We start from the raw sequence: 20,471 nt of genomic DNA, 5'->3' as shown, positions 1-20,471 counted from the left end.
GACCCTTATTATGCGCTGTCAGAATGACCTTGTCAAGTGATTATCTTGATATCCCCCTTCATAACAACCTTACTAATTACTTTACTAAATTGATTTGTAACGTTACAATAGATATTGAACAAACCGTTCCCCGCCCGCTTTTCAAATACCGCAAGTGCGGCTTGACACCCTTTCGAGGAACGGGAACAATTATAGAAAACGAGCACAATTTTAGCGTTCCGCGCTTACGCGCAGCGCCGAAATCAAAGTCCCGACGGAGGTTGACCTCGTGAACAGAAAAGTAACGATGCAGGATATCGCAGACAAGCTAAGCTTGTCCAAGAATTCCATATCTCAAGCGCTCACCGGCAAACCGGGCGTAAGCGATGAGACGCGCCGCTTGATTATGCAGACGGCGGACGACATGGGTTATGTATACAGCAAGCGGGTCGACCAGCCGGCAGCTCTGCATTCTGCTCCGCGTACGATCGCCCTAATCGCTTCGAATTATGCATTTTCCATGAAAAGCTTCTTCGGCGATATTTATCTGAGCGTCGATAAGGAATTGAAACAAAAGGGCATCGAGCTTATTATCCAATCCATCAGCCCGGAGGATGCAGCCTCCCTCACGCTGCCGCCTTTTTTACAGCAGCGCGCTGTTGACGGCATTCTTATTTTGTCTCATATAACGACGCCTTATATTCGCGCCATTCTCGATACCGGCATTCCTTCCGTGTTGATTGACCATCACCATCCGGATCTCGCTGCCGACTCTATTCTGACCAACAACCGGTTTAGCGCGTACGAGGCAATCCGCCATCTGGCTAATCTGGGGCACAGAAAAATCGGGTACATGGGAAATATCCGCGTCTCGCCAAGCTATTACGAACGGCTCGAGGGGATGAGACTGGCCGCTTTCGAGCTTGGAATCGAGCTTGAGGAACAGTGGCTCGTAACCACGGCGAAGGAGGAAAGCGGAGAAATTCGAAAGCTCCTGGAGGGAATTACCGATCTTCCAACCGCCTGGTTCTGCGTTAACGACGGGTTCGGCTTTATGGTCAATTCGGCTTTGCAGCAGATGGGATTGCGCGTGCCGGAGGATGTATCCGTGGTCAGCTTCGACAACGGCTACCTGTCCAGGCTGGCCACGCCGCCAATCACAACGGTCGATGTCGATCTTCATCTTTACGCGCGTTGCGCCGTTGAAAGATTGCTCAGCAGACTTAACGATTCGGAGCAGCCCAAGACGGAGACCTTGCTCTCCACCAAGCTGCTCGTGAGAGGTTCCACCGGTCCGGCTATACAGCGGAATTAAGCTCCGACTTGCGACAGGCACAAAAAAAGCGGCCAGCATGAATCATGCTCGGCCACTCTGTCATCAGGTATGCGTATGTATTCGCTTTGCCATATTCTAGAGCCGTTCCAGCGCCTCAAGCGTAAGCAGCATATACTCAATCAGCTCGGGCAAATCATTCATTTGCTCCTCGTCAATGCGGCGGTTGAAGCGCAGCTCCACCGCGTTCTCGTACAAGGGGATGCCCCCACTCCCGCTTCCGTACACGAAGCTAAGCGTCTGGGTAAGCGATACCTCCGTTCCCCATTGCTCCCTAACGGCCGCTTCGATTCGCGGACATTGCGTTTCCGCGTCCGGCATGGCCAGATGGAACCGCAGGCGGAGACTGCAGCCGGGCGGATCGCCTTCCTGCAGCTCCAGCAGCTCCGTCGCCAGGTCGCGGAGCGAGGTATCCAGCCGGATTTCGCCGACAATTCGCTTCTCCCGGTCGGTGCCGGCTAATACGAATCGCAGGGCGAACTCGCGCCCCATCACGGCCATATCCAACCGGTCCACGCGGTTTACGACCCGAATCCGTTCGTCCAGATTGTCCAGATCGTACAGCTGATTTTCCAAGGCGACCTTCAAATTATCGAAGATGGTTGGGTCAAATAACATCGCCATACACGAACTCCTCCAGCCGCTCCAAAGCCGCTTCGTCAAAGGGACGCGAATTGTCGTAATACAGCACCGACGATTCCGGAAGCTCCCACGCAATCGTTCTGCGCCCAAGCGAACGGGCGAAGGAATCCCAGTGCACCAGCTTGTATCGATCCGTCGCAAGCCCACGCTCCTCGATCCGGCTGTAATGCATATCTTCATCCCGCAAATAGACCACAACCGCCTTCACCTCGACGTCGTCCAGGGAAGCGCCGGCCGAAGCCAGCTCCTCCGCGATCCAGGACGGATCGCCGATTTCCTTCGTAAACGGGCCGATGACGAAGGCATCCGTGCCAACGCCGATATTTTCGAGCGCGGCATCCATCGTAATCCGGTAGCCGAGATCCCGGCACAGCTTCTTATAGTCTTCCGAATCGCGGTCATTCGGGTCCAGCCCGGCTACCGTCATAATTTGCACGGCTGCAGGCCGCAGCATCGTATCCATATCGAATACCGCCGCGCCGCGTTTACGGGCAAGCGCCTTGGCCAGCGTTGTTTTCCCCGCTCCCGCGCCGCCGACGAAAAACACAAGCTTCCTCATGTCTATCGCCTCCTACTTCCGCTGCAGCTGCTTCCAGACGGTCTTGTTGCTGTATTCCTTCGAGCTGCTGATGTCCTCTCCGAACCATTCCGGCGCCTCGAACGAATGAGCGGCTTCCTCGGAATCGAACTCCACCTCAAGGACGGTAAGCTGAATCTGGTCGTAAATATCGATCTCGATTCCGATGCCGTTCCATTCCGCCGTAATCCGGTTTTTCGTCAGGGCAACGGCGCCAAACGCCTTTACGACCTGCTCGTATAGCCCCTCGTTGATCTCGTATTCAACTTCCTCGCGCTTAATGCCAAATCCCTTCTTGAACGTATGCGTGTATGTAATCTCTCCGTTGTCCACATCCGTTATCCGGCGGACGCGCAGCTCCTGGTCGGCTTCCAGCGCCAAATAGGTCTGCTCGATCCGCTGCTCGGAGCGTACCTGAATCCGGCCCTCCAGCTGCTCATACGGTACGGCCAGCAAAAATTTGCGTTCGATTTCTAATGCCATGAATCGTTCTCCCCCATAAACATGAATTTGCTTAATCATACCACAAGGTGAAACGGACTTCGCCATTTAATGGTGGCGGAGCGCGTTTCATTCCGGTGAATTCTAAGCCCTGATAGAGGAAAAAGCTTATATAAATCCTTAGAATTTAATCGGCTGCCGGGACGCGCCAAAAACCGGGAGATGGCTCATCCCCCGGTCCATAACCTCATTTAATATTTTTTCCGTAAAAGATCTCGTACATCTCGTCTGTCAGACGCTCCGTAATTTCCTTCTGCTCGTCCATGCTCAGCTTATCCTTCGTATACCCGAACAGGTAGTTGTTGAGATCAAACTCGCGAAGCTTGCATTTGGTGTGAAAGATATTTTCCTGATAGACGTTTACGTCAATCATGTCGTATTGGTCAATCACTTCGTCCGGAATGTAATTCTGGATCGAGTTGATGTCATGGTCGATAAACAGCTTGTTGCCGTTAATGTCCCTTGTAAAACCCCGAACCCGGTAATCGATCGTCATAATGTCCGTATCAAACGAATGAATCAAATAATTAAGCGCCTTAAGCGGCGAAATCTCCCCGCAGGTAGCCACGTCGATATCGGCACGGAAGGTACTAATCCCTTCGCTTGGATGATATTCCGGATACGTATGAACGGTAATATGGCTTTTGTCCAGCTGCAGCACGACATTGTCCGGAAGCGGACCCGGCGACTCGTCAAACGTCGATTCGGTCGGTACCTCCACGATTGGCCCTTCCGAGACCAGAATCGTGACGCTGGCGCCTTGCGGTACGTAATCCTGCTTGGCAATGTTCAGCACATGCGCGCCGATGATGTCGGCAACCTGCTTCAATATTTTCGTAAGCCGGTCGGAATTGTACTGCTCGTCAATGTACTCGATATAAGCCTCGCGCTCTTCCTTCGTCTTCGTATAACAGATATCGTACATATTGAAGCTGAGCGACTTCGTCAAATTGTTAAAACCATGCAGCGTAATCCTCTGCTCGGGCGTAAACTTCATCTTTAATCCCCCCGTTCCTAACTCTTCCACTACTATTACCCATTTTTCCGGGGCTGATTCAAATTATGGCAATAATCTCATGATGAAGGCAGGTGCGAGATAAGCCGTTTATGGTATACTGCTTCAATAAAGAATTGCATTGGAGGGCCTGCAATCATGAAAATTTACGTCGTTGTCTCGTTCTCGGAGGACGGGATGGAAAATGTATACGTCGGCGATGACCATGAAAAGGTACAGTCGCTGAACCCGGAGGATTTCGAGAACAGCGATGCGCTGTTCGTCGAAATTTGGGAGGACGGCGAGAAGACCGACGAATACCGAATCGGCTCGTACGCCGAAGACGACGAACCCGAGAACTAAACCGTTCACGAAAAAAGGTCTCCGCGATGCCCGAATGAAGGCAAAGCGGAGACCTTTTATTTTTACAGCATGATTTTGCAAATATCGTTCGTAAACTGAACCGGATCCTGCACCGTCAAGCCTTCGATCAGAAGCGCCTGATTGAACAGCAGGCTGGTATAGAGGCTCAGCTTTGTTTTGTCGGTGGCGTAAGCATCCTTCAGCGCCTTGAATACGTCATGGTTCACGTTGATTTCCAGCACCTTGCTGGCTTTCACGTCCTGGCCGTTCGGCATCGCCTTCAGCACCTTCTCCATCTCGATCGTCACTTCGCCTTCGGAAGACAGGCAGACCGGATGGGATTTGAGACGCTTGGAAGCCTTGACGCCCGTCACGCTGTCGCCAAGAATTTCTTTCATTGCCGCGAACAGATCCTTGTTGTCGTTAGCTTCTTCTTCGGTTTGCTTTTCCGCTTCGTCCGCTTCGATGCCAAGATCGCCGCTGGACACGTTTTTGAACGACTTGTCTTTGTGCGTGCCGATCATCTTGATCGCGAACTCGTCGATATCGTCGGTGAAGTAGAGCAGCTCATAGCCTTTATCCGTTACGATCTCGGCTTGCGGCAGCTTCTCGAGACGTTCGATCGACTCGCCCGACGCGTAATAGATGTACTTCTGGTCTTCCGGCATGCGGGACACGTATTCTTCAAGCGTAACCTGCTTCTTCTCCTTCGAAGAGTAGAACAGAAGCAGATCCTGCAAAGTATCCTTGTTCGCGCCGTAGTCGTTGTACACGCCAAACTTCAGCTGGCGGCCAAACGCCTTGTAGAAGCCTTCGTACTTCTCGCGTTCTTCCTTAAGCAGGCTTTGCAGCGTGCTCTTGATTTTGTTCTTGATGTTCTTCGCGATCAGCTGCAATTGACGGTCATGCTGCAGCAGCTCCCGGGAAATGTTCAGCGACAGATCCTCGGAGTCGACCATCCCTTTCACGAAGCTGAAATAGTCCGGCAGCAGGTCCGCGCATTTGTCCATAATGAGGACGCCGTTCGAGTAGAGCTCCAGGCCTTTTTCGAATTCCTTCGTGTAGTAGTCGAATGGCGTATTCTCCGGGATAAAGAGGATCGCATTGTAGACCACCGCGCCGTCCGCGCTGATATGCAAATGCTTCAGCGGCTTATCGAAGCCGTAGCGCTTCTCGAAGTAGAAGTTGTCGTAGTCTTCCTGCGTCAGCTCGTTTTTGTTTTTGCGCCAGATCGGAACCATGCTGTTGATCGTTTGTTCCTCTTGGTATTCCTCGAACTCGCCTTCGCTGTCCGCCTTTGGACGCTGGCCCTTCACATCCATCTTGATCGGGTAGCGGATAAAGTCCGAGTACTTCTTAATGATCGATCTCAAGCGGTATTCTTCGAGGAACTCGTCGTAATTGTCGTCCTCGGTGTTCGGCTTGATCGTCATGATGATATCGGTGCCCACATCCGCTTTGTCCGCAGGAGTAATCGTGTAGCCGTCAGCGCCTTCCGATTCCCATTTGAATGCCTCATCCGCGCCCAGCGCACGGCTAATGACCTCAACCTTGTCCGCCACCATAAACGCCGAGTAGAAGCCTACGCCGAATTGGCCGATAATGTTGTGGCCGTCCTTCGCTTCGTTCTCTTTCTTGAACGCGAGCGAGCCGCTCTTCGCAATAACGCCAAGGTTGTTTTCCAGCTCCTCTTGCGTCATGCCGATCCCCGTATCCGAGAGAATCAGCTTGCGGTTATCCTTATCCACCGTTACTTTTATATAATAGCTCTCTTTGTTGAATACCAGTTGGTCGTCCGTCAGTGCTTTGTAGTAGATTTTATCAATCGCGTCGCTGGCATTCGAGATAAGCTCTCTCAAGAAAATTTCGCGCTGCGTATAAATGGAGTTGATCATCATCTCCAGCAGCCGTTTCGATTCCGCTTTGAACTGTTGCTTTTCCATTCGTGTGATGTTCTCCTTCCAATATCGTGTGATTGTGTTAGCACTCTCCATGTTGGAGTGCTAAGCCTTGCTTTTACTATATAATATGGAGATTTTGGGTGTCAACCGGATATCGGCAATGAGAATGGACTTCGCGTGCCTTCGGCTGTGAAATCTGGAATATCGAGCGATACATGGATGCGGAACTGCAGCTCTATTGAGCTGTCGTCCGGGAAGCCCAGCGTGTACGTAACGATATAAGGCGTTTCAATATAATAGAGCGTGAGCTTTAACCGGCGGCCAGTCTCCCATGCGGCATAGGCGACAACCGTCTGCTCGTGGTCGGCGAGGTCTTTTGTAAAGACGGATTTCGAATAGACCGGTCCGGCAAAAGAATACGGCAGCCGCGTGTTCCGCTTGCTGTCTTTGAAGATTAGCTGGAGCTCCATCTGTTGCCCGTCGTTTCCCTCGACGAAAGCGAGCTCCTGAAGCCCGCACGGGTTATCCGCCAATTCATATCTCCGGTTTAATAGAAGGATGGCGTCGCCCGGAATCGGCATGGCGACCGGAATATGAAGCCGGGACAGGCGGCTGAGCTGCTGCTGAAGCATGTCCGATGCGGGCGCTGACACCGGCAGCTCTTTGTTTTCCAAACGATCAAAAATATGCTCATAAATAAGGTCCAGCATGAGCTGCAGCTCGCGCATATTGCTGAAGCTTGCCGTCATCGCGATAACGAGCTTCTCCTTAGGAGCCACAAAGCACATTTGGCCAAAAGAGCCGTCCCCCCGGTAACAGCCTCGGCGGCACAGGTGGAACTGATAGCCGTAGCCCTGCATGGAGTCGATTTTCCCCGCATTGGCTATGCGGTTATCGCTTTGCTCGGTTGTCGCAAGCTCCAGATAACGCTCCGAGACGATTCTGTTCTTCCCGTACACTCCGCTATTCAAAAGCATTTGGCCAAACTTCGCTACACTCTCCGTCGTCAGGCTTAGTCCCATGCCTCCCGCCGTGATGCCAAGAGGACAAGTCTCCCAGACCGGCCTTGGTATACCGAGAGGCTCGAATAAGGCTGGCATCAGGAAGTCGACAAGCGACTGCCCTGTAACCCGTTCGATGATCGCTGAGAGCATGTAAGTGGAATGCGTGCTGTACAGATAATGAGTTCCCGGCTCCAGCGCCACTTCCTGCGCAAGGAACGCAGCCACCCAATCCTGCTCCGCCGCAACGGCGGAATAAAGATTAAAATCATGGCCGGCGGTCATGGAGAGCAGATGGCGAATGGTCATGCGTGCCAGATTCGGCGATACCGTGGCTGGCAGCTTGTCCGGAAAAAACGAGATGACTGGTTCATCGAGCTCAAGCAGACCTTTGTCCCAGGCGATACCAACGGCAATCGACGTGAAGCTTTTGCTTAAGGAATACAGCAGCTGCGGCGTGTCCTTCCGGTAAGGCTCCCGCCAATACTCAGCCGTTACTTTTCCGTCCTGCAGCAGCATAAAGCTGTTAACTTGCAGGTCTCGCTGCTCGGTTTGGGCGAATAGTTCGATTAACGCTTGCGTAGACAAGCCGTGATTTTCCGGGAAATCAGAGAACAAAGACAAGTAAGAGCCTCCTAATCCTTCTCCGTTTTTCTAGCTGACAGTAATGTAAGCAGGAGACTTAGCAGAATAAAAGCAGCGCCAATTACGATAAAAGGTAATACCAACTCATTATCGCTCAGTTTAACTTCTACATCCTCTGTGAAGATTGAACCTGAATTTATGGCGTATCCGCTTTGAATACGACCAGCCATTTCATAGTTGGAGTACCGCTCTAGCGAATACATCAGACCGCTAACCAACAGGAACAAGGAACCTATGTAAAATAATGATTTTGAATTCAAACAAGCTCTCTCCTCTCATCCTCATCTGACTATAGATTCAACCAAAATCCTCCGACCCCTTTATATGGAAATTAAAAATAATGTTCTCGCAAAAAAACCACTCCCGAAGAAGTGGCTTCATTATTCTAGTTCATGCCAACCGTCTGCACCGCAGATGCAGACGGTTCCTGCCGCCTCGGCAGCTTGCGGCGGCGGATCCAACGGGTGCCGACGAGGATGGCGCGGAACAGTTCATCAAGCAGCAAGCCCAAGAGTGCCCCCATAATGCCCATATCGAGCAGTACGCCAAACACATACGCGCCGCCTGTCGCGAAGATCCACATGCCAAGCATGCTGCTCATGGCGACAAACTTGGCCTCGCCAATTGCCGTCAGGGACTGGATAAAGGAATACGTCCAAGTCCGCATCGGCTGCCAAATCATGCACCAGAAGAACAACGGCAGCAGGATGCCGGTTATTTCTTGATCCGACGTAAACCAGCCGATTGTCGTATGCCCGAAAGCGTACAGCAGCACGGCCAGCGCAAAGGTTGGCAACATGCCAATCATGGCAGCCCGGTACGGAGCCCGGTAAACCTCGTCATACCTTTTCCCGCCGTACAGCTGGCCGCACTGAATCTGGACGGCCATGCCGATGGAGTTGCCAATCAGCCAAGGCAGCTGCTGGATGATGTTGAAGTAGGAAAAGGCCGCCAGCTGCGCCGCCCCCATCGATGAGACGATTGCCAGCGTGACAATCTGCGAATACCCCCAGGATGCCGCATTGCCCAGATTCGGCAGGCCAATGCCAACCATCTCCTTGAGCAGCGGACGGTCAAACCCGCGCCAGTCGCTCCGCTCAAACGGGCTTGGGAACGAACGGAGCAGGAGCCATACGCCAACCGCGCACGCAAGCAATCGGCTGATAATCGTCGAGATGCCGATCCCCTCAATCCCCATCTGCGGGAAGCCCAGCTCGCCAAAGATAAACACATAGTTCAGCAGCACGTGAATGACGTTCATTCCGATGGCAATCATCATCGGCCCGCGCGTATTGCCGGTGTTCCGGATCATCACGGTCAGCATCATATTAAGCTCCGTCAAGAGAGAGCAGCCGCCGATAAAGGCCATGTAAGTCGTCGCCTGCGGAACGACTTCGGCAGGCGTCCCCATCAGGCTCACGATTGTACCCGAGCCAAAAGCAAACAGCAGACTCACCAGTACCCCGCCAATCAGCCCGACTTTTATCGCCATTGCCGCGGCCCGCCTCGCCGTATGAGGATCGCCCGCTCCCCATCTGCGCGCAATAACGATTCCAGCCCCGCCGTTGATAAGCACAAAGATCGTAAGCAGGGAACGCATCACCTGATTGGATACGCCGACCGCCGACACCGCATTGTCCCCCAAGCGGCTGACCATCAGGGAATCAACGGTTCCCATTAAAAATTGTAAAATCAACTCGATAGCGATAGGCCATGCAAGCGCGTATAAAGAGATGGATCTGTCTTTTTCGATGTGAGCCATAGCTGCCCGTACCTCCCGGCCTGTTTAACCCATTTTTGCTCCAATAATCGATAAGCACCGGAGCTTCTCTCTGTGATAACATTAACCAATATAGTACGTTCGCGGTTTAATGTCTTAATGCTTCTTGTTGTTTATTATCCCGATCTTGCTAATCTGTTGGCCGGAGGCAGTACCTATGCGAAGCGATTTATACGAGAATACTCTTATGACCGATCCGGCCCTGCCGATTAACGTATTTCATCCAACCTTTGAAATCGGCTGCTCCCTGCCCCTCCACTGGCATGAGCATTTCGAGCTCATCTACGTCGAAAGCGGCGAGGTGCTCTATACCATCGGCGGCCAGCCGTTCAAGGTCAAGCCGGGCGACATGCTGTTCGTCAACAGCGGCGAGCTCCATTCCGCGGCCTCTCTCCAGCCGAACGAGCCGTTTACGATATACGCGCTTGTGTTTAACCCGTCCATACTTGGACTGAAGGAACCGCATATTGTCGATCTGGTCGCTCCGTATACGAATGGCATGTCCATGATTGCGAACCGGATCGGGCAGACAGACCCGATGTATCCGCTGCTGAAGCATACAACGCTGCAGTTAGCCGGAGAATTCGAACGGAAGCCCCGCGGCTACGAGCTTGCGGTCCGATCCTACTGCCAGCTGCTCTTCACCTGGCTTAGCCGGGAATTTACCGTCATGCAGCGCAGCGATTCCGAGATGAACGCGTTCCGCGCGAGAACCGACCGCTTCAAGGAGCTGCTCACCCGCCTGGAATCCGACGTCGCCGAGCGCGTAACCGTCGAGCAAGCAGCCTCGTTTGTCCATATGAGTCCGTATCATTTCTGCCGGATGTTCAAGAAGGTTACGGGGCAGACGTTTGTGCAATACATGAATATTAACCGCATTAATAGAGCGGAATATTTGCTGAAAAACACATCGATGAGCGTCACCGACATCGCCGCCGAGATCGGCTGCAGCAGCATTAACAGCTTCTCGAAGCTGTTCCGCCAGCTGCGGGGCGTTTCGCCGCGTGATCTTCGAAAGGGGCAAAGAAGTGTCTGAGCACAAATAAAAGCAGACGGGCCCCGTCTGCTTTTTTGCATGGTCATTGTAAATGCTCTCCTGCAAAGCCGATAATCCTACGGCTTCGGCTTTCGCGGCCAATCCCCTAGTTTACGTAACGTCTGTAATGCTTCGTCTTGCGAACAAGCCTGCAGTGCGACATGTACAGGCGCGTGCTTTTCTTTTGCGTATGGCTTTTCGTATTCCTTCTTCTAATGCACACATAGTGCCGCTTGGATACGGAATACACGCGGAAGCCTCTGCGGATGCACCGCCCCACCCAGCCGGAATCCGTGCCGACCTTCTTGAACTCGGGAAACGGGACGCGCTTCCAGACCGATTTCCGGAAGACCAGCGTGCCTCCCTTGATGCTGCGCGTGTATTTCCTTTCGCCCCCCTTGCGGAAAACCATCAGCGAACGAGTTGCTTCAAAGTAAATGTAAGAGGTATGTTTGCCCACGATGGACGCTTTGCCGCTTTTGATTGCCCGCGCCGTCTCGCGCAAAAACTTCGGTCCGTAGTAATCGTCATCGTCAAACTTGGCGATAATGCCGTCTTGGGCCATGTTAATGGCGTGGTTCAGGCATTTGCCAAGCTTGTATTCTTGGGGAAGCTGGATCACCCTCACTTCGTTCTCCGGATATTGGTTTGCCCGCTCCTGATAGAGCTCGATATCCATCTTGTCGTTATTGAGGACGATAATCATCTGTTTGTCCTTCCAAACCTGCCGATCGTAATTATCGAAGACATTATCCATGAATTCGGATCTCATCGTACACGCGATTACGGTGATCATCTTACATGTCATCTCCCTTCGGCGCAGCCAGCAGCTTGGCTTCGCGTCGGTTCCACAATGTATTTTTTTTGATTTTGTACAATTTTTTATCGATGATCTTCTGGTACAAATTTAAGAATCCGTCCGTCATGATCCGATCGGAGTAACGGGATCTGGCATAACGTCTGCATTCGCTGGACCTCGGCAGCAGCTTCTTGCGGTATTTAACCTTCCTTGCCATCTCGGATGTCGTTTTGCATAGGAGCTGAGGCATTCCTTTAAGCACCTCCGCAACGCCGCCTTTCTTGAAACCTAGCACGGGCGTTCCGCTGGCCAGCGATTCGATGAGGACCAGTCCGAAGGGTTCATCCCAGGTCGACGTGAACAGGACGCAGCTTGCGTTGGCGAGCAGCTCGCGTTTGCGGTCTCCTCCGACGGGGCCGATATAGCTGATTTTCTTGCCCAGATGCGGTTTGATTTTCGCGTTGAAATAGGCTTTGTCGTTCATCGTGCCGGCAATGATAAGCCGCATGCCCGTTTTTTTGGCAACCTTTATGGCGAGGTGGACGCCTTTTTCCTTAATCAATCGTCCCATGAAGAGCAGGTAATTTTGTTTGTCTTTCGTGTAGGTGTAATCCTCCATGCGGATGCCGTTATGGACGGCATAGCCCTTGCGTTTCCCGTATTTGCGGAGAATGAATTTACTGACGTATACCCGAAGCTGTACGTCTCCCTTGATTCCTTTGGAATGGGAGTTGCAGATTGTCGGAATAGGCGGGTTCGCCTTCGCGACGATCCCGTAGTGATCGTGAATGATATCCACGTCAGGCGGTAGATTTTTTATAATGAAGTCCAGCTGTTTTTTCGGATCATCCGACTCGTATTCGAACGTTTGGGTGGCATTCGAGGTTGAACCTTTCTTGGCAAACAGAATCACTTCATGCCCCCGGTTGACCAACTCTTCCGTTAAATAATGCACGTCGCGCTGCGTGCCCCCGTAATCCTTCGGAGGTACGGGAATCGTATTCGTCGATATTTGAACAATTCTCAAACGCCTCTCAACTCCTTAGGTCAAATCTTCCCATAGGCATTCCTTGTAGGATATGAATGGACATCTGTGCAGGGCACGGCGCTTTCACCAATAACGGCAACCCACTTTAATGCCGCGTGCAGTATACGCCCATACCAAGTGCAAATCATTTTAATAGAATAATAGAAGTTGATAGAAAGAGGTGAGAAGCTGTTGAAGGGATTGATTCTCTGTGCAGGGAAAGGAAGCCGTTTATACCCGTTTACCAATAATCGGCCGAAGACGCTTATCCCTGTCACAAATACGCCCCTGTTGCAATTATCAATCATGAAATTAACGGAGCTTGGAATAGATCGTATCGGCATAGTCATCCATCCGTCCCAGGAGACCGACATTCGCGGGCAATTCGGCGAGGGAGAAGCGTTTGGCGTCGCGATTACGTACATCTATCAGCATACGCCCAAGGGAATCGCGAATGCGCTAAAACAAGCGGAGGACTACTTGGCAGGCGAGCCGTTTCTGCTCCTTCTGGGAGATAATTTGATTTCCGCTCCGTTATCCGCTCTGAAGAACGATGTCGAGCATGGCGGGGTACAAGCATCCCTGCTGCTCGCGGAAGTCGAGGACCCGCAGGATTACGGCATCGCGGAGATTCAAGATTCGCGTATCGTTGGCCTGGAAGAAAAACCGAAGCATCCGAAGTCTAATTTGGCGGTAATAGGAGGCTACGCTTTTACGAAGGAAATCTTTGGCGCCGTAAACGAAATAACCCCCTCCAAGCGGGGCGAGTACGAAATAACGGATGCGATTCAGTGGTTAATCGAGCAGCGGCATGCCGTTGCTTATCATGTCACCGACCAACTGAACATCGACGTCGGTACGAAGGAACGCTGGCTGCTGGCCAATCGGAAGCTGCTGGACGCGGGGACATGCAAGATAAAGGTTCACGACTCTGTCCGGATGGAGCGCTGCACGATCGTAGAGCCGGTATCGATCGATAAAGATTGCGTCCTGAAGGATTGCCGGATCGGTCCTTATGTTTCGGTTGGAGCAGGCTCCAGACTAGAAAACATTCAAATCGAGAACAGCATCATTTTGAATGGCGTTCATATGAAAGATCTCTCCTTCCCTATTAACAATGTGATTATCGGCGAACATTCCGTTGTCGCTGGTGTACTCATCGATAAAGAGGTGAATAAGCCTTGAAAATTCTGATTATCGGTACGGGTTATGTGGGAGCCACGACCGCCATGGTGTTTGCCGAGATCGGCTGGCAGGTAACGGGACTTGATATCGATGCGGGCAAAATCGAACGGCTAAAGAAAGGACGCCTGCATTTTCACGAGCCCGGCCTTGAAGACCTCATTGCGAGGCATGTGCGAAGCGGCCGCTTGCGGTTTACGACCGATAAAGAAACCGTTATTAAAGAGCATGACGTTATTTTCCTTTGCGTCGGAACCCCTTCGCTGCCGGATGGAAGCGCAGACCTGCGCTACATTAGGCAAGCCGCCGAGGATATCGGGCATTCCATGAATGGTTATAAACTTGTCGTCACCAAAAGCACCGTGCCCGTCGGAACCCAAGAGCAAATCAAAAAGTGGATAGCGGCGGCGCAGCAAACGTCCTATCCCTTCGACGTCGCTTCCAATCCCGAATTTCTTAGGGAAGGCAAGGCTGTCGAAGATGCTTTGAAGCCTGACCGCATCGTTATTGGTACCGATAGCCAGAGGGCGGCAGAGCAGCTGCAGAAGCTTTATTGGTCTTTTGCATGCCCCTGGATTGTGACTACGCCGAGAACCGCGGAATTGATCAAGTATGCCTCCAATTCGTTCCTTGCCACCAAAATCTCCTATATGAACGAGCTTGCGAGACTCTGCGACGAGCTGGAGGTCAACGTAAAGGTCATTGCCGAAGGAATGGGCCTGGATCCCCGGATCGGGTCAAGCTTTCTGCAAGCCGGCCTGGGGTATGGCGGCTCCTGCTTTCCCAAAGACGTATCGGAACTCGTTACGACTTCGAGAAAGCATCATGTAAATCTCGGTATTTTGGAGGGGGTCATAGAGGTCAACCGCACGCAATACGCTTATTTGCTTGAGAAAGCAAGGAGACGGCTGGATGGCTTTGCGGGCAAAACCGTTACGATATTGGGGCTTGCGTTCAAGCCGGATACCGACGATATCCGGGAAGCGCCGGCGATACGGATCATCGATCAATTGTTGCGCGAACAGGCAAACGTTCGGCTATACGATCCTATTGCGGCTTTACCGGGGCAGCCATCCTACAAGGCTGTGAAGGTCTATTCCTCGGCAGAAGAAGCCTTAAGAGGAGCGGAAGCGATTATATTATGCACCGAGTGGCCCGAGTTCGGACAGCTGGATTGGAAGAAAGCGAAGAAACTCCTTAAGCGGCCCAACTTCTTTGACGGGCGCAATATGATGGATGCCAAGCGGATGCGCGCGATAGGGTATTATTATCAAGGCATCGGCAGCGGTTATTGAATCGTTTTCCACATATAGAAAAGGCTGGCCCAGGAGTCCAATGACTCGGGGCCAGCCTCATATTTTACAGCCTAAATAATTTCGAGCTCGTCAATGCCCGGCATCGGCGGATGGTCCGCATGCGGCTCCAGCTGATACCAGTAAGCGACGGAAGCGATATCGTCCTGCAGCGGCAGATAACGTCCATGCGAGCGCCAGCCAAGCGCCTGGATCGTCACCTTCAGATCCTCCTCGAAACGGATCGGGTCCATGACGTGGAACCGGTACATGCCAAAGCGCTGATTCGCCTTGTACAAGCCGTCCGCCTTAATCGCTTGATGCATCCCGAGGAACGGCGTGGAATAAGTCACGTACTGCCCGTTCATATCCCAGTTCCAGGCACCGCCGAAATAATCCTCCGTTCCCGTGCTGCAGATCGTCGGATAATCCTTGTCGCCGTCCATGTAGAACTTGACCTCGCCCTCTCCCCACCAGTTATTGCTGTTCACCTGCCAGGCGAGATAAGTGCCGACATAATGCCCTTTACCTTTAATGCCGTCAACAATCGTATGGACATCCTTGTAGGAAACCGGATTGCTGCGGCGCCATTGGGCATGAAAATAAGCCATATCATCAGGAACGTCCGTCAGCGTATAGTTGATCTGATAATACAGAATCGTGGATTCATGCGACAGGTTCTGCATCACAATACGCGCTTTCTTTCGGAAAGGCATTTCCCAATAGCTGTTGAAGCCGCCCGCCGGATTAACCGAAATCGGCAGCGAATTCACAAGCGCGCGTTCGCCCCAGCCGTTGCAGAAGAAATCGCCGACCGGCACGTATACGGAAGGATCTTCTTCATCATCCCAATAAATTTTGAAAATAAGCGATCTTACAACCTGATGCGAGCAGGTCAGCCAAATGTTTTGGATGACGCCCGGCCCGTCGATAACCCCCATCGTAAACTCCTGATGGCCCGCGATGCTGACCGAAGGAGATACCTTCCAGCCAACGCCAAGGTCGCGGGCCGCATGAGCGCCCGTCCCTTCGGACGCCATGGCGCCCTTGCCCTTCTCGCCCGTAAAATTTTCCGGAGAAATCGATCTCGATACCGCATTCGAAACTCTCGCCAAATTGCCAAGTCCCATACCTAATCCGTTAAAAGCGTTCATGTGATTGAGGCCTCCCAGGATATGAATTTCAGGTGATCTTGATCTTTGCCCGCTTACGCATTTACGGCTTCCGTGACGTCGATTGCCTTGATCGTTATCTTGGAGGCTTGAAGTCCCTCCGCCGCCGCCGTGACAACAAGGTCCCCGGCTTCGGTTGTTGCTCGTACATAAGCGAGAAGCTTGCCGCGATGGGCTTTGCGTACCCGCGAGCTGTAGGGCTCGAGATCTTGAATATCGCCATTCTCCAGCCCGATAATTTCGCCAGGCCCTTCAACCGTTACCGCGATCGGATGATCGGCCAGGTAGACGGGACGACCCTCGCCATCCGTAATCCGGATCTCGATATGGGCAATATCCAGCCCGTCGGCCTGAAGCTCGGCGGTATCCGCTTGCAGCTGCAGCTGAGCCGCCTCGGCTACCGTTTGAAGCACGCAAGTATGGGTTTCGCCATCTTTTCCTTTCGCCACCGCTTCCAATGTTCCTTCCTCGAAGGCGGTCTCCCAGGTCAAGTACAGCTCCGGCGCATCCGCCAGCTTCTTCGCGCCAAGCGACCGGCCGTTCAGGAACAGCTCCACCTCGTCGCAGTTCGTATGGCAGCTCACTTTGAGCTGATCACCGGCGTCCCAGTTCCAATGCGGCACGCCGCCGGTCCATCTTCTCGAGCCCTTCTCCGATTCCTCCGCTTTGATTGCGGCAAGGAAAACAACGGGCTTGTCGCTCCACAAGCTTTGGCGGTAATAATAGCTTGTTTTCTTGAAGCCCGCCGTGTCCATAAACCCGGCTCCGGCTACGCGCACGGGCCAGCCCTTGGCTTCGCCCAAATAATCGATGCCGGTCCAGATGAACTGCCCGCTGATCGCATCGTTATCCCGAACCGCAAGCCAGGCCTGCAGGCTCGAGCCGTTCTCGCTGCCGTAGGTAACCCGGTCCGGGAATTTCCGGAGATCCTCCTCGTACAGATGCTCCTTGTAGTTGTAGCCGACAATGTCAAGCGCTTCCGCGTAACCGGTCAGGTTGGACAGCTCCGGGAAAGCAAGCGCAGCCGTTACCGGCCTTGTCGTATCGCATTCCTTAACCGCCTTCGCAAGCCGCCTTGCGATAACCGCAAGACGCTCCGCATTGGGCTTATTCGGATCGTATTGCCGCTCCGCAGCCGGCTTGTTGGCATCGTTGTTGCCGGTCATCGTCTCGAAATAAGGATGGCAATACGGGTCGTTCGGATAATCCACTTCATTGCCTATGCTCCACATGATAATCGACGGATGGTTGCGGTCGCGCAGCACCATTTCCTTCAAGTCGATCTCGCCCCATTGCGGGAAATCCTCGTAATAGCCAAAATGCTTCGGCGGGTACACGTTATGGCCCGTCGACCATTTGTTCTTCACGCCCTCCCATTCGTCAAACGCCTCGTCGATAACAAGGAAACCCATTTGATCGCATAAATCCAGCAGATTGGAAGCCGGCGGATTATGGCTCATCCGGATCGCGTTGCAGCCCAATTCCTTCAGCGCTTCAAGCCTCCGGACCCAGACTTTTGCCGGAACGGCGGCGCCTAAAGCGCCTGCATCGTGATGCACGCATACGCCTTTCATTTTCATATTCGCGCCATTAAGGAAAAAGCCGTTCGCCGCATCGAATTCGAACCAGCGGATGCCGGCAGGCGTTTCGACATGATCGATCAGCTCGCCGTCGCGCAGGATCTCCGTTCTGACCGTGTAAAGATAAGGGCTGTCCGGCGACCACAGCTTTGGATTTGCGACAATCAGCGTCTGCTCCGTTTCTTTCGCGGAATCGCCCGGAACGGTCATGCTGCCGCGCACCGTCTGAACAACTTGCCCCGCCTGATCCAGAAGCGTGTTCTTTATTTCCACCAGCTCATCCTTGGCATAACCGTTCGCCACTTTCACGTTAACCGCTACCTCAGCCTGCTCTTCCGATACGACGGGCGTGGTCACAAACACGCCGTACGTATCGATATGGACCTGATCGGTAACCGTCACGTATACGTCCCTGTAAATGCCCGATCCCGTAAACCATCTGGAATCGGCAATATCCTTATGGTCAACCTTTACCGAAATCATCGTTTCCCGGTCTCCAAATGAGACAAAATCCGTTATATCATAAGTAAAAGAGCTATAGCCGTATGGCCGTTTTCCGATATAATAGCTGTTGCACCATACCTGCGAGTTGTTGTAAACGCCTTCAAAAGTAATATAGACACGCTTGCCTTGCAGGGACTGCGGGAGATGAATAGCTTTTCTGTACCAGCCGATACCGCCTGGCAGATAGCCTGTTCCGCTGGAATGCTCCTCCGAGAACGGCTCTTCGACCGACCAGTCATGAGGAAGAGTAACCTGACGCCAATTGGAATCGTCTAAGCCTTTATACCAGGCACGAGGCTCGTCGCCTCTATGGAATTTCCAATTCAAATTGATATGGTTAATGATACGCCCCTTGTTCATCGTCTTTCCCCTTTCGCATGCCCTTAATTGCGATTCACCTAGATTATAGAGCTATAATAGGGAATATAGAATGAATCAAATTGCTGTAAACATACACAAAATTGTTGTTCCGGGAGTGACGCGTTGTGATCAGTATATCCGGTGATGCCCACGGCTGGCAGGAGCGCGGTATTGAGGATACAGAGCAATTTCTGGCCGTTAACTGGTGCGGCTACCAAAGGCTGCAGACGAGAAGCCTGTCGCGCAATCGCGAGCATGGACGGGTAGATTATCAACTGATCTATATCACGGGCGGCAAAGGCCGCTTTCGATTCCATAACGAGACGATCGAGGTGCCAAGCGGCAGCCTGGTCGTCTACACGCCGGGTCAGCCGCAGCATTACAGCTATCAGGCCGAGGACGGCACGGAGGTGTATTGGATTCATTTTACCGGCTACAGCGCATATGATTACCTGCAGCAATTCGGCCTGCTCCAGCAGTCCGTTCACACGGTTGGCATCCTGGATGAAGTGACGGCTTTGTTTAAAAAAATGATCCAGGAGCTGAATAGCCACCGGCCTCTCGGCAGCCATATGGTTAACGCTTATCTGCTCGAAATGCTTGCGCTGCTGGGCAGAAGGCTGCAAACGGCGGAGGAGCCGGGAGCCCAGGGACGGCATCCCGACATTAATCAGATGATTGCTTACATCCATGAAAAATACAGCGATTCCTTAAGCATATCCGAACTGGCGGGCGAATGCTCCTTGAGCGTATTCCGGTTTATTCACAAGTTCAAGGAAGTGACCGGCATGACGCCGATGAAGTATATTACCGAGATTCGGATAAATGAAGCAAAAAAGCTGCTGTCGGAGTCTTCGCTTCATGTGAAAGAGGTCGCGGCGGTTGTCGGCTACGACAACCCGCTGTACTTCAGCCGAATTTTCCGCAGCACCGTAGGCATTCCGCCAAGCGAATACAAGAAGCAATTTCAATGAAGGGAAAGGGCATAAAAAAGCCCTGTTCCGGGAACAGGGCTTACCTTATTCGGCAGAGCTTGAGAGAATGATCTCGTAGGGATAGCCCGGAATAACGGATCTCCGGTCTAGCGAGCCCGCTATCGTGATCGTAAAAGGCGCTGCCTCCGCTTGGGTCTGCGTCGGGAACCAGGATCGGTCCAGAGAGGCAACGATAAATAAGCCATGCTCATCGCCAACGGGCTGAAAATCCGCTCCGTTGCCTCGCCATGGCTCAAGACCCAGCTCCTCCCGGCAATACCGGACAGCCGTCGGCACGTCCGCTACCGGCATGCCCAGCTCGCTGACGCCCGTCACATCCTCGATGGAGAACGGTCCCTCCGCTTGGCTGGCAAGATTATGCCTCGCAATAAATTCCACGATGTTACCCGCGGCATCATAAAAGTAACAGGCATGGGCATTCCAAGCTTCAAAGCGGAATATCACTTCCTGCCCGTCGCTAAGCGGCTGAGTTCGTTCACGCACAAAGCGAACCGCCGACCCCAGCTTGTTCTCTTCAATGTTAAAAGCAAAATGATAGACATAGCTTTCATTAGCCTGCTTAAACGTTAATCTCGTATGCCCGGCCAGCACGGTGAAGGAGTCTTCCGCTTCCTCTATTAACGGCATGCCCAGCAACCCGGTGTAAAAGCTTTTTTGCTCCGGTACTTTATGCGTATACAGCTCTAACCGTTGGATGATCATTCGACTCTCTCCTTCCATACTCCTCACAAGTTCTGCTGGCAGACTGTATGAAATGCAGTATAACGCAACCAAATTGAACCGAAACCGCTGCTTCGTTGCATTTTTT

19 protein-coding genes are annotated in these 20,471 nt (G+C 52.5%); 6 read left to right on the top strand and 13 right to left on the bottom strand.

The annotated features are described in order from the left end of the window. The first annotated feature begins 268 nt into the window (after positions 1-268). The gene (locus FHT67_RS20275; protein WP_167201052.1) at positions 269-1,294 is read left to right on the top strand and encodes a substrate-binding domain-containing protein; all 1,026 of its coding nucleotides are present in this window, start codon (positions 269-271) and stop codon (positions 1,292-1,294) included. A gap of 96 nt (positions 1,295-1,390) precedes the next feature. On the opposite strand, the gene FHT67_RS20270 is transcribed toward FHT67_RS20275, so the two are convergent. The 4 genes from FHT67_RS20270 to speD form a co-directional block, all read right to left on the bottom strand. Further along, entirely contained in the window at positions 1,391-1,936 is a 546-nt protein-coding gene (locus FHT67_RS20270; RefSeq protein WP_167201050.1) for a hypothetical protein, read from the bottom strand. Further along, positions 1,920-2,513, bottom strand: a complete 594-nt coding sequence (locus tag FHT67_RS20265) for a P-loop nucleotide/nucleoside kinase family protein (RefSeq protein WP_132313496.1) — start codon at positions 2,511-2,513, stop codon at positions 1,920-1,922. Before FHT67_RS20265 ends, FHT67_RS20270 begins: the two co-directional genes overlap by 17 nt. Before the next feature lie 12 nt (positions 2,514-2,525). After that, positions 2,526-3,014 carry a CYTH domain-containing protein gene (locus tag FHT67_RS20260; protein ID WP_132313498.1) on the bottom strand — a complete coding sequence of 163 codons (489 nt, stop codon included), beginning with the start codon at positions 3,012-3,014 and terminating at the stop codon, positions 2,526-2,528. 205 nt (positions 3,015-3,219) lie between these two features. After that, positions 3,220-4,029 (bottom strand): adenosylmethionine decarboxylase, encoded by an 810-nt coding sequence (speD, locus tag FHT67_RS20255; protein ID WP_015846969.1) that lies wholly within the window; start codon positions 4,027-4,029, stop codon positions 3,220-3,222. Between the two features lie 156 nt (positions 4,030-4,185). On the opposite strand from speD, the gene FHT67_RS20250 reads away from it, so the two are divergent. Further along, positions 4,186-4,389, top strand: coding sequence for a hypothetical protein (locus FHT67_RS20250; RefSeq protein ID WP_167201048.1), 204 nt, complete (start codon positions 4,186-4,188; stop codon positions 4,387-4,389). A 62-nt stretch (positions 4,390-4,451) separates the two neighbouring features. Here the strand turns inward: FHT67_RS20250 and htpG are convergent, their stop codons facing one another. The 4 genes from htpG to FHT67_RS20230 form a co-directional block, all read right to left on the bottom strand. Further along, positions 4,452-6,332, bottom strand: coding sequence for a molecular chaperone HtpG (gene htpG / locus FHT67_RS20245; RefSeq protein WP_167201046.1), 1,881 nt, complete (start codon positions 6,330-6,332; stop codon positions 4,452-4,454). Between the two features lie 101 nt (positions 6,333-6,433). Continuing rightward, positions 6,434-7,915 (bottom strand): serine hydrolase domain-containing protein, encoded by a 1,482-nt coding sequence (locus tag FHT67_RS20240; protein WP_132313504.1) that lies wholly within the window; start codon positions 7,913-7,915, stop codon positions 6,434-6,436. Positions 7,916-7,926: 11 nt separating this feature from the next. Beyond that, on the bottom strand, positions 7,927-8,196 hold the full coding sequence (locus FHT67_RS20235) for a hypothetical protein (protein WP_132313506.1): 270 nt from the start codon (positions 8,194-8,196) through the stop codon (positions 7,927-7,929). A gap of 125 nt (positions 8,197-8,321) precedes the next feature. Further along, complete coding sequence (locus FHT67_RS20230; RefSeq protein ID WP_167201044.1) at positions 8,322-9,698, bottom strand: MATE family efflux transporter; 1,377 nt, start codon at positions 9,696-9,698, stop codon at positions 8,322-8,324. A 175-nt stretch (positions 9,699-9,873) separates the two neighbouring features. Here FHT67_RS20230 and FHT67_RS20225 point away from each other — a divergent pair, with 175 nt between their 5' ends. Then, on the top strand, positions 9,874-10,752 hold the full coding sequence (locus FHT67_RS20225; protein ID WP_167201042.1) for an AraC family transcriptional regulator: 879 nt from the start codon (positions 9,874-9,876) through the stop codon (positions 10,750-10,752). Between the two features lie 106 nt (positions 10,753-10,858). Here FHT67_RS20225 and FHT67_RS20220 read toward each other — a convergent pair whose 3' ends face one another. Both FHT67_RS20220 and FHT67_RS20215 read right to left on the bottom strand, forming a co-directional pair. After that, positions 10,859-11,548 (bottom strand): glycosyltransferase family 2 protein, encoded by a 690-nt coding sequence (locus FHT67_RS20220; RefSeq protein ID WP_165930849.1) that lies wholly within the window; start codon positions 11,546-11,548, stop codon positions 10,859-10,861. Position 11,549: 1 nt separating this feature from the next. Then, positions 11,550-12,578: a glycosyltransferase family 4 protein gene (locus tag FHT67_RS20215; RefSeq protein ID WP_132313514.1), complete on the bottom strand. Its 1,029-nt coding sequence runs from the start codon at positions 12,576-12,578 to the stop codon at positions 11,550-11,552. Positions 12,579-12,746: 168 nt separating this feature from the next. Here FHT67_RS20215 and FHT67_RS20210 point away from each other — a divergent pair, with 168 nt between their 5' ends. Together FHT67_RS20210 and FHT67_RS20205 are read left to right on the top strand one after the other, a co-directional pair. Beyond that, a complete protein-coding gene (locus FHT67_RS20210) occupies positions 12,747-13,763 on the top strand; it encodes a sugar phosphate nucleotidyltransferase (RefSeq protein WP_347880110.1) in 1,017 nt (338 codons plus the stop codon). Beyond that, positions 13,760-15,055, top strand: coding sequence for a UDP-glucose dehydrogenase family protein (locus FHT67_RS20205; protein ID WP_132313518.1), 1,296 nt, complete (start codon positions 13,760-13,762; stop codon positions 15,053-15,055). Before FHT67_RS20210 ends, FHT67_RS20205 begins: the two co-directional genes overlap by 4 nt. A 71-nt stretch (positions 15,056-15,126) precedes the next feature. On the opposite strand, the gene FHT67_RS20200 is transcribed toward FHT67_RS20205, so the two are convergent. Continuing rightward, positions 15,127-16,206 (bottom strand): glycoside hydrolase family 172 protein, encoded by a 1,080-nt coding sequence (locus FHT67_RS20200; RefSeq protein ID WP_167201038.1) that lies wholly within the window; start codon positions 16,204-16,206, stop codon positions 15,127-15,129. 53 nt (positions 16,207-16,259) lie between these two features. Further along, positions 16,260-18,668 (bottom strand): glycoside hydrolase family 2 TIM barrel-domain containing protein, encoded by a 2,409-nt coding sequence (locus tag FHT67_RS20195; RefSeq protein WP_167201036.1) that lies wholly within the window; start codon positions 18,666-18,668, stop codon positions 16,260-16,262. A 125-nt stretch (positions 18,669-18,793) separates the two neighbouring features. Between FHT67_RS20195 and FHT67_RS20190 the strand changes: the two genes are divergently transcribed. After that, positions 18,794-19,642 (top strand): helix-turn-helix domain-containing protein, encoded by an 849-nt coding sequence (locus FHT67_RS20190; protein WP_132313524.1) that lies wholly within the window; start codon positions 18,794-18,796, stop codon positions 19,640-19,642. Positions 19,643-19,687: 45 nt separating this feature from the next. Here the strand turns inward: FHT67_RS20190 and FHT67_RS20185 are convergent, their stop codons facing one another. Beyond that, positions 19,688-20,365, bottom strand: a complete 678-nt coding sequence (locus tag FHT67_RS20185; RefSeq protein ID WP_167201034.1) for a VOC family protein — start codon at positions 20,363-20,365, stop codon at positions 19,688-19,690. Positions 20,366-20,471: the final 106 nt, after the last annotated feature.

The organism is Paenibacillus sp. BK720 (genome assembly GCF_011761545.1).
Taxonomy (GTDB): Bacteria; Bacillota; Bacilli; order Paenibacillales; family Paenibacillaceae; genus Pristimantibacillus.
The sequence above is the reverse complement of the archived record's forward strand: the minus strand, read 5'-3'. Positions and strand labels throughout refer to the sequence as shown.